Source organism: Adhaeribacter terreus (assembly GCF_042657365.1).
GTDB classification, from domain to species: Bacteria; Bacteroidota; Bacteroidia; order Cytophagales; family Hymenobacteraceae; genus Adhaeribacter_A; species Adhaeribacter_A terreus.
Window position 1 is genome coordinate 355,709 of record NZ_JBHSKT010000002.1, and the last position, 12,772, is coordinate 368,480.

The window sequence follows — 12,772 nt, forward strand, 5'->3', positions numbered from 1 at the left end:
ATCAGAAGGTTATTCTAGCAACAAATCCGCAATTTCGTCGCCGGCGGTGCTGGAAAGAGATACGCCAATGCCGTTGCAGGCAAAACCAGCAACAAGTCGGTCAGAGATTTTGCGTATTACGGGTTGTTTGTCTTCGGTAAAGCCCATGATGCCGGACCACTTTTGTTCGATCTCAAATTTCTGGTTTGGTAAGATCACTTCCGCCAGCAGCTTGTCGAGTTCTTTTAATATCGTTTCGTTGTAGGCAATTTCAGTGGTTGCTTCCTGTTCAAATGCCAGATTCCGGCCGCCGCCAAAAAGTATGCGCTGGCCTACATTCCGGAAATAGAAATAACCTTCGTCGAAATGGAAAGCGCCTTTAAATTTGAGATCGGGAATAGGTTTGGTGATGATGACCTGGCCACGACCGGGCTTTACACAAACATCCGGAAGTAAGCGCTGACTGAAGGCATTGGTGCAAACCGCTACTTTTTCGGCCTGAAACGCTACCGTTTTCCGTACCGGATCGTGCACGTAAACGCATACCCCAGAACCAGTTTCTTTTAAGTCAATTACTTCGGCGCCGGTCCTTATTTCCACGCCTTTTTCTTGGGCGAGTTGCAGCAACGCTTTCATCATTTTACCGGTGTGCACATGGCCTTCGTAAGGGTTGTGAATTACGGTTTTTACTTTTTCGGGGTTAAACCCTAGCGTTTTTACAAGCTCAGGACGGTTGGTGTATGTGCCTTCCGGAAAAAGCGGTTTCAGGACTTCGTTTACTTTTCCGATACTTTCTAAGGCCGGCAGTTCTTTTTCAGAAAGCAGTTCGAAGCCGCCGGTGTGCTGGTAATCCATCACGGAATCGGGGAGTCGTTCGCGCAAACGGGCCAGGCCGCGCCAGCGCTTTTCGGTGAGGGCTAATACTGTTTCCGGCGGGGTGTGCTGGAGATCGGAGAGGAGCTCGGTAAGAGAGCCGAAAGAAGCAAATCCGGCGTTGCGGGTACTGGCACCGGAAGGAAATAAACCGCGTTCCAAAAGTAAAGCGGATCTTTCCGGGGCTTTTTCTTTCAGAGAGATAGCCGTAGATAACCCGACAATACCGCTGCCGATGATGATAACGTCGTAGTGAAGGAAGGATTCGGTTTCCCAGAAAGAGAGCATGGTGCTGATAGTTTAGTTTTCAGGAATGAGTGCGAAGCTATGTATAATATTGGAAATTAAGGTTAGTCTGAAAATTGAAAGCTGTTTTCCCAACTGACTTTTTCAGCCTCAAACCCTACCGTTTTTATGCTTCATTAATTTTAATCTTGCGGTGAACCAGCAAACCAAAAAACAGGAACGCTAACAAACTGCAAGTGAAAATAACGGCGGCCATGGGAATAGCGGTTTTATTGGCAAATACGCTCACGGCTACGGCTGCCAGGGCTCCACAACTAAACTGCAACGTACCTACCAAAGCGGAGGCACTTCCGGCGTGGGCGGCATGTTTTTCCAGAGCGCCTGCCGTAGCGTTGGGCATGGCCAGACCTACGGTGCTGAGCGTGAAGAAAAGCGGCACTACAATGCCATAAATTCCGAACCAGCCGGTATAAGCCATCAGCAATAAAGTGCCGGCCGCCATGAGGTACAGAAAAGTAACTTTGCGCAGGATCTGGCTGAAAGAATAATGCAATAAAAGTTTATGATTTAGCTGGGAAGCGCCAATGATTCCTACCGCGTTCAGGCCGAACAGCATGCTGTACTGGCGCCCGGAAAGATGAAAGATCTGCGTGAAAATATAAGCTGAACCCGTAATGTAAGCAAACATACCCGACTGAATACAGCCTGCCGTAAGCGAGTAACCAACAAATTGCTGGTCGCGGAGCAACTGGCCATAGGTACGGAAAGAATTGCGCAAAGCCAGCGGGTTGCGTTTTTCCGGAGTCAGGGTTTCGGGAAGAAAGAAGACCACATAAAGCAACGTAAGGAGCCCGATAAGCGCCAGCAAAGCGAAAATATATTCCCACCGGAAAGCATCGAGCACCAAGCTGCCAACTGAAGGTGCCAGAATAGGAGCAACGCCCATAATGAGCATAAGCGTAGAAAATACTTTAGCCGATTGGTTGCCGTGATATTTGTCCCGGACAATGGCGCGGGTAATTACCATACCGGTACAGCCGCCAATTGCCTGCAGAAAACGCAGCACTACCATGCTTTCCACCGAATTCGTGAACATGCAACCAATAGAAGCCAGTGAATAAACCGCCAGGCCGGCTATCAGATTCGGGCGGCGGCCAAGCTGGTCAGCAAGTGGTCCGTATATCAATTGGCCTAAAGCAATGCCCACGTTAAAGGAAGCCAGCGTGTACTGAACCGAAGCTACGGGAACGCCAAACTCAGCGGCAATAGCCGGAAAGGCGGGCAAATACATATCAATACTCATCGGCCCGAAGGCAGTTAGTAAGCCCAGCACCAAGATCAGGGCTGTATTGCCGGTAATTTTTTGTGAAACCATTTTTTGTTCAAAATTTTAAAATCTGCGCTTTACCCAATTCACTGCCAATCTATTTTCTCATCCAGCGGCGTTTTGCGTTTGCCTTCGGGTGTTGGTTTATCGGTGTAGCCCAGATACAAAATTCCTAAAACCAGGTCGTCTTCGCGCAGGTTTAAATATGTTTTCATAGGTAACTGGTAGGCCATGCCGCCGGAACCCCAGTAACTGGCTATGCCTAAAGCGGTAGCGCCAAGCAGCAGATTTTGCACCGCGCAGCTGGTTGCCGCAATTTCTTCGAGTACCGGAATCTTTGGGTTGTCGCCGCGCCGCATCATGGCAATAATGATTTGGGAAGCGTGGTTGCCCATGTGCAGGAGTTTATCGTATTTGGCTTCCTGAAAATTTTCCGGGTCAGAGTTGTCTTTGTAAAGCTCTGCGTGATCGAGGCAGAATTGCTGCACTTTCTCGCCGGCAAAAACTTTGAAACGCCAGGGCTCGGTATAAGCATGCGTTGGCGCCCAGTCAGCAAGCTCAAGCAGTTGGGTTATTTGTTCGTCAGGTATTTTGCGGCCGTTAAACTGGTTGGGTTTTATGGTGCGGCGGGTTTTTATGATCTGGCTAAGCGTGCTGAAGGAATTGTTCATGTTGTAAAGGTAAAACTATTCTGTTTTTCAGATTTTGCCGGCTTCGGGGTTTCATATTTTTTATCAGAACGGGTTGGCTTTCCGGGAGTTTTCAGAACCGCCGGACCTGATTTAAGTTGCTGAAAAAACAGTTTTCTTACCAGACTTTATCTGGCTTGAAGCTTCCGGAAAGGCAAAATTTAAGTTGCCGGCAAATTAGTGAACAGGTTTCAGAAAATAGTGAAAGGAACGATAATTAAAGTAAAGCCGTTCAGAAGGCAGAAACATGATATTGATCATTTTTCTTTCTAATCTGCATTTCTCCGGGTTTGCCGTTACGAAAAATATTTTTAAAAGTATTACCTTTACCAAATCTGCTGCCGGATAATTTCGTATACGCTGCAGGTATTCATAATTTAACTTTATTGCATGGCAGCACCAAGATTTAAAGCCCCTAACAACGATTTTTTCTCGGAATTAAAAAACCGGATCAACGACCACTTTGAGCAAAAAGGGATAAATCCTACGGGAAATTCCAAACTTTTTACCAAAGCTATTATTCTGGTTGTGAGTATGGTAGCCTTGTATGTGCACCTGGTTTTTCTTACGCCGCCGGTTTGGCTGGCCGTTCTGGAATGCATTGCTTTAGGCGTAGTAGGGGCTTCTATTGGTTTTAATATTATGCACGACGGTGCGCACGGCAGTTTCTCAGACCGCAAGTGGCTGAACAACCTGGCGGGCCTTTCGCTGAATATGCTGGGTGGAAATGTGTTTATGTGGAATACTAAACACAACGTAATTCACCACACTTATACCAACGTAGATGGCGTGGACGATGACCTGGATGCGCGTCCTTTCCTGCGCCTCTGCGAATCGCAGAAAAAATATAAACTGCACCGTTTCCAGCATTTTTATTTCTGGGCTATTTACGCATTTTTATACTTATATTGGATCGGCTACAGCGATTTTCATAAGTACTTTACCGGCAAGATCGGCGATTTTAAAATTGCGAAGATCAAGCGTTCCGAGCACATTTCTTTCTGGGGTTTTAAACTCGCTTTTGTAGCTATATTTGTGGCGGTGCCTATTTTTATGGTGGGTTTTGTAAGCTGGCTCGTTGGTTTCCTGATCTTTACTATGAGCACTGGTTTGGTAATGAGTGTGGTTTTCCAGCTGGCGCATACCGTTGGCGAAACGCACTTCCCGCTTCCGGAAGAAAAAACGAATAAAATAGAAGAAGCCTGGGCTATTCACCAGTTAAAAACTACGGCTAATTTCGCTACCAATAATAAAATTGTTTCCTGGTTTTCCGGTGGTTTGAACTTCCAGATCGAGCACCATTTATTCCCGAAGATCTCGCACGTGCATTACCCGGAGATCAGCAAGATTATTAAAAAAGCCTGCCAGGATTATGGCGTAGAATACATCGAATTCCCGAAACTGCGATCTGCCATTTATTCGCACATTATGCACCTGCGCAACCTGGCTTTGGCCAGCTAATTCGTAGTTTCAATTTAAAATATAAAAAGTCCGGTTCTGAAAAGAGCCGGACTTTTTTGTGTAAAAAGCATAGCGTTTTTTTGAGAATTTTCTGTTACAGGAATCTGGTTTTAGTTGCCGGAACATTACCTTTGCGCGCAAAAAAATCTTCTAGCAACTATGAAAAAAATCTTGAGCCTGGCAGTTTCGCTTTTTTTAGCGGGCCAGGCACTGGCCGAAACCGATACCATTCGGGTGGCTAACCAGCAATTACAAACCCGATATTTGAAGCCAGTTTCGAGACAATACCTGGTTTACCGGCAACGCACGCCAGGAAGTTCTAAAAAGCAACTTTCCGTTTGGGAACGCAACGTGGACGTGAAAAATAACCAGGTACAGATCTCTCAGAAATGGTTTGGCGCCGATACCATTACCCGGCAACTTTTTTCGGTTTGCGATTCGAAAGATCTTCGGCCGGTTTACCATTATGTGAAGAATTTCCGGAACGAGGTGGAAGCGTATACTTTTAATGGGAGACAAACCATTGGTACCGACAGCGTTTCTAAAAACCTTAAAAAGGATTTTAGAAACGAATGGAAAGAGCCGGCTTTTAACTGGGAACTCGACATGGAAACATTTGCTTTATTGCCCCTGAAAAAGGATAAAAAATTTGTGATCCCGTTTTACCATCCTGGCAGCAGCACCGGCCCGGCGTATTATTTATATGAAGTTGCCGGGGAGGAAAAGATCAGGATCGGCAATGAAAAACTTCACGATTGCTGGCTGCTAAAAATTAACTATTCCGATGAGAATTACGCCACTTTCTGGATAGATAAAAAGGAAAAAGAAGTGCTGAAAATGGAAGAATTCTTTAATGGCTGGTACCGCTACAAGATCAAATTACCTGCTGTAGATCTGGGCTCCCAAAAGAAAGTGTGATGTATTTATAATCGGGCGGTTTTACCTAACTGTATCTATATGCAAAAAGTCCGGCTCACTTCAGGGCCGGACTTTTTGGCGTTAAAAGCATAGCGTTTCAATAGCATAATTGCTGCTAAATTTCTTTGCGGGTAAAAGTAACAGGCAAGCCTATATTAATCCACGACATCTTTGGTTTTGTTAACGCCTTTTTTTACGCCTTTTCCTACCGTTTTGCCAGCTTATTTGGTGCCTTTTACCGCGCCTTCGCCCGCTTTTTCAGCGCCATGTCCTACAGTTTTTCCGCCTTCCTTCACGGCTTCGCCACCTTCTTTTGCGGCATGGCCGGTTTTGTGGGCGCCTTTTTTAACAGTCGATTTTGTTTTGCTCTGGCCTGGTTCGGTTTGAGCCGCAGCTACGCCAATGGAGAAAATGCCTGCCAATAAAATTGCGAGTAACGTTCTGATCTTTCTCATGATATTCCGGTTTCAATAATTTGGATGGATGATTTTAAAACGTTTACTGCTTTTGTTAGTTGCTTTTTTTAACTAGTCAGAATTGATAAAATGAAGAATTTTTCTTTCTGATAAGCTGAAGTTTACAATTTAAAAGCATGAGTTTTTCAGGCCAAAACCATAGCGTTTTTATGAACCTGCAATTTTAAGTGTTTAATGAAAATTCCGGAATCTGCGTTTGGTGAATTCGTAACCGATAATGGCCGGCACGTAAAAAGTAACGTCGGCGAGCAGCTTTGCCAGCAGAATTCCCCACGATAAATTTCCGATCAGAAGTGGCAGATAATACATCAGGACTGGGCGGATCAGGAAACTGTCGAACACTTCGGCAAGACCGAATTCGATGAATAAAGCCCGCAGATTTCTGATGAAGGTTTTGAAGGTGTAACCCTTACTGTTTTGCCGCACAGCTTTATAAGTCTGCCAAACATCTAGGATTAAAATGTAGCCGAAGTAAAACAAATTGCCTGCCCACGTTGCCGCCAGTGCAGTTTTAATGCCGCTTTGCGTGTATTTGAAAGTAAGTGAAGCCGCTAAAAGCGTAGCCACAACCGATAAAATTTCGGCGGGCAAATACCGTTTCAGCCATTCTTTTACTTTGTGCTTCATGCATTGTTTAAACGGAAATTCTAAAGAATATTAACTAATTTAGCCCGGTATTAATCGTTTTTTATTCCAATGTCGCTGCTCCGATCTGCCTGTAAACAACTTATTCTCTTAATTTTCTTTTTCACACTTTTTCAGCCAGCCGAAGCGCAGGCGCCTAAAAAACCAGATGCTGCCGAAATTCTTCAGGGCCTGAAAAAACTTAATGTGTTGGGCAGTGCTTTGTACGTAGCCGCACATCCTGACGATGAAAATACGGCTTTAATTGCCTGGCTCGCCAACGAGAAACTGGTGAATACTGGTTATCTTTCTTTAACGCGCGGCGATGGCGGGCAGAATTTGATTGGTCCGGAAATCCGCGAGCGGTTGGGAATTATCCGGACGCAGGAATTATTACAGGCACGGCGCACCGATGGCGGGCAGCAGTTCTTTACCCGCGCCAACGATTTCGGTTTTTCGAAAGATTACCAGGAAACGCTTACGCTCTGGGACAAGGAACAGGTGCTGGCCGATATGGTCTGGACGATCCGCAAATTTAAGCCGGACGTAATGATCACGCGTTTTTCTACCGAGCCCGGCGGCACGCACGGCCATCATACTACTTCGGCAATTTTGGCTTCTGAAGCTTTTGATGCCGCTGCCGACCCGAAACGTTTTCCGGAGCAATTAAAGTACGTTTCTGTTTGGCAACCGAAAAGAATTCTCTGGAACACATCGTCGTTTTTTTACAAAGACAAGAACTTCGACCCGACCGGCAAACTGCAAATTGAAACCAGCACGTACAACCCGGTTTTAGGAAGAGCTTATACCGAAATTTCTGCTACCAGCCGCAGCATGCATAAAAGTCAGGGCTTCGGGAGCGGACCCAATTACGGCAAAGTAACCGACTATTTAGAACACATGAAAGGCAGCCGCGCGCAAAAAGATCTTTTCGAAGGAATTGACCTTAGCTGGAACCGCGTTTCCGGTGGAAAAACGGTAGGGAAAATGGCTCAAAAACTCGTAACACAGTTCGAGCACAACAATCCGGCGGCCAGCATTCCGGCTTTATTAAGCTTGAAAACGGCCATCGAAAAACTTCCGGAAAACCCTTATAAAGCAGCGAAACTTGCTGAAATTCAGGAACTGGTGAAAGCCTGCGTCGGACTTTTTATTGAAGCTACTGCTACTCATTTTGCTGCAACGCCCGGTGAAAAAATCGAAATAAATACGACGGCTGTAAATCGCAGCAACGCGTCGGTAAGTCTGGAACAGGTTCATATTTTGCCGCTTCGCCAGCAGATCTCCGTAAAACAGCCTTTAACCAAAGAATTATACACATCTAAAACAACAGTAAATCTTCCGGTCGATTTTCCAATTTCTCAACCGTATTGGCTGCAACAACCGGGCACCGAAGGCATGTTTGCCGTAGCGGATCAACAACTAATCGGTTTACCGGAAAACCCGGCTCCGTTAAATGTTACTTTTTCGGTGAAAATCAATAGCGTTTTATTCGATTATACCGTGCCGGTGGTTTATAAACGAGTTGATCCGGTGGCTGGAGAAATTTACCGTCCGTTTGCCGTTACGCCGCCGGTTTTTGTAAGCCTTTCGGAAAACGTTTACATGTTTACGAGTGAGAAACCGCGCGAAATACAAGTGCGTGTAAAGGCCGGAAAAGAAAACTGTGCGGGAACGGTGGCTTTGCAGGTTCCGGCAGGCTGGCGCACCGAACCGGCTTCCGCTAATTTTAGCATGAAACTAAAAGACGAAGAGCAATTAGTTTCCTTTAACGTATTTCCGGGGCCGGGCCAAACCGATGCGAAATTACGCGCGGCGGCAACTATTGATGGTAAAACCTACGATAAAAGCCTGGTTACTATTCAGTACGAACATATTCCTACGCAGGTACTTTTTCCGGAAGCAACAGCCCGGGCCGTCAAAATAGACTTGCAGCGTATAGGTCAGCAGATCGGTTACATTGCAGGCCCTGGCGATGAAGTTCCGGTAAGTTTGCGCCAGATCGGGTATAGCGTTACGCCTTTGCAAAATGAAGAACTCAATGCCACCAATCTGCGCCAGTTCGATGCTGTAGTGGTAGGAGTAAGGGCTTTCAATACTAATGATTACCTGAAGTTTGCGCAGCCGGTGCTCATGGAATACGTGAAAAACGGGGGTACTCTGGTTGTGCAATACAATACGAATCACGCGCTGGTTACCGAGAACCTAGGGCCATATCCGTTCAAACTTTCCCGCGACCGGGTTACGGTAGAAAATGCCGAAGTCCGGATGCTGAAGCCTGAACACGCAGTCCTGAACTTCCCGAATAAAATTACTGCTAACGATTTTACCGGCTGGGTGCAGGAACGCGGTTTGTATTTTCCGAACGAATGGGATAAAAACTACGAAGCAATTTTATCGGCCAACGACCCCGGCGAACCAGCCAGAGATGGCGGTTTATTGGTAACGAAATACGGCAAAGGGCATTATGTTTATACTGGTTATTCCTTTTTCCGCCAATTACCGGCCGGCGTTCCGGGCGCTTACCGCTTGTTCACCAATTTAATTTCACTGGGGAAGAAATAAATACATAAAAATCCTCCCCCCTTCGAAGGAGTAATTTCTGGATTCGCATTATCTGATAAAGTCCTCCTTTGGAGGGGGGAAGGGGGAGGAAAAACGCTATCCTTTTCAGCCAAAAAACTAAAAAACGCTATGGAAACAACTGAAAAAATTGATACCGGCAAACCGCCTTTCTTTAAAACCTGGAGCGGCATGTATTGGCTGGTATTGGGCTTTTTAGCCTTCCAGATTATTCTTTATTACGCCATAACCCGCTATTTCTTATGAGTTATATCGATTGGCTGGTTTTAGTTTTTACGCTGGCGTTCATTGTAATTTATGGCATCTGGAAAACGCGCGGCAGCCGTAATATTGAAGGTTTCCTGAAAGGCGATAATTCCGATGCCTGGTGGCGGATCTGTCTTTCTATCATGGCTACGCAGGCCAGCGCTATCACGTTCCTTTCTACTCCGGGACAAGCTTATGAAGATGGCATGCGGTTTTTGCAATTCTATTTCGGGTTGCCTCTGGCTATGGTCATCATTTCTGTTACGTTCATCCCGATCTTCTATAAGCTGAAAGTTTATACCGCCTACGAATTCCTGGAAAGCCGTTTCGATCTCAAAACCCGTTCCCTGGCCGCTTTTCTTTTCCTGGTGCAGCGCGGTTTATCTACGGGGATCAGCATTTATGCGCCGGCAATTATTTTGTCGTCTATCATGGGCTGGAACATCAACCTTACCATCATGTTTATTGGCACGGTTGTAATTATTTATACCGTTTCCGGCGGCACCAAAGCGGTAAGCGTTACGCAGACCCAGCAAATGGCCGTGATGATGGGTGGGATGATACTGGCCGGCATTATGATCGTGTATATGCTGCCGCAGGATGTTTCGTTTACCGATGCGGTGCAGGTTGCCGGACACATGGGGAAAATGAATCTGGTAAATTTCAGTTTCGACTGGAACGACCGGTATAATGTGTGGAGCGGCGTTACGGCAGGTTTGTTTCTGTTTATGTCTTATTTCGGTACCGATCAGAGCCAGGTCGGGCGTTATTTATCCGGAACTTCTATTGCCGAAAGCCGCATTGGTGTTCTTTTTAACGGCCTTTTAAAGATCCCGATGCAGGTTTTGATCCTGTTTATCGGGGTGTTGGTTTTTGTATTTTACCAGTTTGTGCAGCCACCGGTTTTCTTTAATCAGGTTGAGAAAGCAAAACTCGAAAACTCCGTTTATGCCGGAAATCTGAAAACACTGGAAAAAGAACACGACCAGGTTTTTCAGGAAAAATCGGCTGGCATAAAAGTGCTGCTGCAAGGCATTCACCAGGAAGATGAAACCACCATTGTGGCTGCGCGTGAAAATCTGAACGCTATTAAAGAAAAGGAAAAAAATGTTCGTAGCAGGGTGGTTTCTTTATTGGAAAAAGCTGACCCGGCTGCCGAAGCAAAAGACACGGATTACGTTTTTATTTCCTTTGTAATGAAGTACATGCCGGTTGGCTTGGTTGGTTTGCTGGTGGCTGTTGTCCTCAGCGCATCCATGTCTTCTTCGGCGTCGGCTTTTAATGCGCTGGCATCCACAACCTTAGTAGATATTTATAAACGAACGTTTAACCGCATCGCTTCCGAAACGCATTACCTGAATATGTCGCGGGTTTTCACCATATTTTGGGGTTTGCTGGCAGTTTTCTTCGCTACACTGGCTTCCCGGATGGAGAACTTAATTCAGGCAGTAAACATTCTGGGGTCTATTTTTTACGGCACTATTCTGGGTATTTTTGTGGTAGCGTTTTACTTTAAATACATCAAAGCGCAGGCTGTTTTCTGGGCCGCGCTTTTAACGCAAACGCTCGTAATTCTTATTTACTGGAAATCGGAGATTGGTTTTCTCTGGCTCAACCCGATCGGTTGTTTACTGGTTATTTTCTTCGGGTTGATTTTTCAGTTTTTGTTTGGGAAGAAAGAAGGTTTGAAATCAGTCGCAAATTGATTGAATTGGAGTTCTCTAACTTTGAGTTTTTCAGCCTGAAAGCATAGCGTTTTTTGTGGTTACTAAAACGCTATGCTTTTAGCTCAAAAAAGTACCAGATAGAAATACTACCGTTTTTTTCTGCTATCCTGAGCGCGAGCGAAGGACCTCGTTGGCGGGCAGCAGTTTTTTACCTAAAAGTGCTAGCGTTTTTGAAACACCTTTTCTGCTAGACATCTGGCTTTTAACTTTCATCGGCAATTTTCTCCCTCAAGCCGGGCGGGCTTCGTTTCTGCGCTCGCGGCTGCACCCTTTCCTTTGCTTACGCAATTTTGCTAAAGCAAAAGTCGGAAAGTGCGGAGGCCGCTCTCACAGAAACTGGTATCATTCCCCTTCGTAGCGGGCTTTTTATCTTTTGTAGCGTTTCAACAGACGCTGCGCTGGCGGAATGTGTGAAATTATAGTTTAGGAAATCACAAGAATCACAACAATCACAACAATCAAATAAATCATAGTTCAGACCAATTTTATTGCCGTATGCTTTTGCTGTCGGTCCGTATTGCGATTTTGAATTCTGATGATCTTTATATTCTGCGAATCCTGAATAAAAAAAGCCCTTCCCTGATTCAGAGAAAGGCTTGGAGAAGTTATCTGGCAGGAAAAACTATTTCAGTTTCTTCCACTCAGCAATTTTTTCATCATTCATGCGCACGTAATCGTCGTTGTTGGCGGCTTTAGCCAGTTCCTTCGATTTTTCAGCAGTTTTGATAGCAGCTTTGTATTCTTTGTTTTTGGCTTCGATCTTGGCCTGTGTGTGCAGGTTCCAGAATTTCGGATCCTTTTCGTTTGCTTTCTTGATCCATTCCTGCGCCAGTTTCGTGTCTTTATTATTTTCGAAATAATAAACCGCCGCTGAAGCATAAGTTGCCGGTGTAGCTTCTTTGCCGTTGATCACTTTTTCCTGGATCTGGGCCATTACTTTACTTTCCACTTCAGTAGTAATTTTAAACTTCACCGAAGTTTTATCCCAAAGCATTTCCAGGTTAGCGGTAGCCGGAGTAAGGTCAGCAAAGTTGATCGTAAACGTTTCTGTTTTATCGTTTGCTTTGGTTGGTTTCACTTTAAAACGGGCTACGTCTTCCGCTTCTTTATAATCAGCAACGTTGCCGCCTAATTTCGTGTTTTTATTCAGCACCACGGTCCATTCGTGTTCCGTTGGAATGGTATAAAGCGCGTATTCGCCCGCCGGAACTTTGGTACCTTCAATAGTTACTTCGTCGGCAAAAGTAATAAGAGTAGCGTTATTTGCACCGGTTCTCCAGCCTTTGCCGTAACCTACCACTTCGCCAAAAATTTTGCGGCCTTTGGTGCTCGGGCGCGAATATTTTACGGTAATATCGGTCAGGCCTACCCGTTGTGTAACAGTGCCAAGCGGGCTTGGAGCCGGCATTGAGATCTGGGCGTTAACCTGCGAAGTACAAAATACGGTAGCAGCGAAAGCAACTACTAAACCGGTTTTTAAATTTTTCATAGCACTAAATAAATTTATGGAATTAGAATTCGGTTGTGAAAATACTAAAATAAGCTGAATTATAAAGTATTAGGTATTTCCGGCGTTTTTAATTCCGAAAATCGGGTTTTGCGCCGTTACTAAATTTTAGCAAT

Annotated in this window: 11 protein-coding genes; 5 read left to right on the plus strand and 6 right to left on the minus strand. The window is 45.3% G+C overall.

Annotated elements, in window-relative coordinates; translation table 11 throughout:
• Nucleotides 1-9: 9 nt before the first annotated feature.
• The 3 genes from ACFPIB_RS04475 to ACFPIB_RS04485 all read right to left on the minus strand — a co-directional run bounded on the left by ACFPIB_RS04475 (nucleotide 10) and on the right by ACFPIB_RS04485 (nucleotide 3,096).
• Complete coding sequence (locus ACFPIB_RS04475; RefSeq protein WP_378016234.1) at nucleotides 10-1,140, minus strand: NAD(P)/FAD-dependent oxidoreductase; 1,131 nt, start codon at nucleotides 1,138-1,140, stop codon at nucleotides 10-12.
• 124 nt (nucleotides 1,141-1,264) lie between these two features.
• The gene (locus tag ACFPIB_RS04480; RefSeq protein ID WP_378016235.1) at nucleotides 1,265-2,473 is read right to left on the minus strand and encodes a Bcr/CflA family multidrug efflux MFS transporter; all 1,209 of its coding nucleotides are present in this window, start codon (nucleotides 2,471-2,473) and stop codon (nucleotides 1,265-1,267) included.
• A 38-nt stretch (nucleotides 2,474-2,511) separates the two neighbouring features.
• Nucleotides 2,512-3,096, minus strand: coding sequence for a nitroreductase family protein (locus tag ACFPIB_RS04485; protein ID WP_378016236.1), 585 nt, complete (start codon nucleotides 3,094-3,096; stop codon nucleotides 2,512-2,514).
• Between the two features lie 408 nt (nucleotides 3,097-3,504).
• Here ACFPIB_RS04485 and ACFPIB_RS04490 point away from each other — a divergent pair, with 408 nt between their 5' ends.
• Nucleotides 3,505-4,575, plus strand: coding sequence for a fatty acid desaturase family protein (locus tag ACFPIB_RS04490; RefSeq protein ID WP_378016237.1), 1,071 nt, complete (start codon nucleotides 3,505-3,507; stop codon nucleotides 4,573-4,575).
• A 159-nt stretch (nucleotides 4,576-4,734) separates the two neighbouring features.
• The gene (locus tag ACFPIB_RS04495; RefSeq protein ID WP_378016238.1) at nucleotides 4,735-5,493 is read left to right on the plus strand and encodes a DUF3108 domain-containing protein; all 759 of its coding nucleotides are present in this window, start codon (nucleotides 4,735-4,737) and stop codon (nucleotides 5,491-5,493) included.
• A 221-nt stretch (nucleotides 5,494-5,714) separates the two neighbouring features.
• Here the strand turns inward: ACFPIB_RS04495 and ACFPIB_RS04500 are convergent, their stop codons facing one another.
• Together ACFPIB_RS04500 and ACFPIB_RS04505 are read right to left on the minus strand one after the other, a co-directional pair.
• Complete coding sequence (locus ACFPIB_RS04500) at nucleotides 5,715-5,948, minus strand: hypothetical protein (protein ID WP_378016239.1); 234 nt, start codon at nucleotides 5,946-5,948, stop codon at nucleotides 5,715-5,717.
• A 192-nt stretch (nucleotides 5,949-6,140) separates the two neighbouring features.
• Nucleotides 6,141-6,596, minus strand: coding sequence for a hypothetical protein (locus tag ACFPIB_RS04505; RefSeq protein WP_378016240.1), 456 nt, complete (start codon nucleotides 6,594-6,596; stop codon nucleotides 6,141-6,143).
• Nucleotides 6,597-6,665: 69 nt separating this feature from the next.
• On the opposite strand from ACFPIB_RS04505, the gene ACFPIB_RS04510 reads away from it, so the two are divergent.
• The 3 genes from ACFPIB_RS04510 to ACFPIB_RS04520 all read left to right on the plus strand — a co-directional run bounded on the left by ACFPIB_RS04510 (nucleotide 6,666) and on the right by ACFPIB_RS04520 (nucleotide 11,128).
• Nucleotides 6,666-9,158 carry a PIG-L family deacetylase gene (locus ACFPIB_RS04510; RefSeq protein WP_378016241.1) on the plus strand — a complete coding sequence of 831 codons (2,493 nt, stop codon included), beginning with the start codon at nucleotides 6,666-6,668 and terminating at the stop codon, nucleotides 9,156-9,158.
• Nucleotides 9,159-9,287: 129 nt separating this feature from the next.
• Nucleotides 9,288-9,422, plus strand: coding sequence for a hypothetical protein (locus ACFPIB_RS04515; RefSeq protein WP_378016242.1), 135 nt, complete (start codon nucleotides 9,288-9,290; stop codon nucleotides 9,420-9,422).
• Nucleotides 9,419-11,128, plus strand: coding sequence for a sodium:solute symporter family protein (locus tag ACFPIB_RS04520; RefSeq protein WP_378016243.1), 1,710 nt, complete (start codon nucleotides 9,419-9,421; stop codon nucleotides 11,126-11,128). The genes ACFPIB_RS04515 and ACFPIB_RS04520 overlap by 4 nt, the downstream gene beginning before the upstream one ends.
• Nucleotides 11,129-11,771: 643 nt before the next feature.
• Here ACFPIB_RS04520 and ACFPIB_RS04525 read toward each other — a convergent pair.
• Nucleotides 11,772-12,638, minus strand: a complete 867-nt coding sequence (locus ACFPIB_RS04525; RefSeq protein WP_378016244.1) for a DUF2911 domain-containing protein — start codon at nucleotides 12,636-12,638, stop codon at nucleotides 11,772-11,774.
• Nucleotides 12,639-12,772 lie beyond the last annotated feature (134 nt).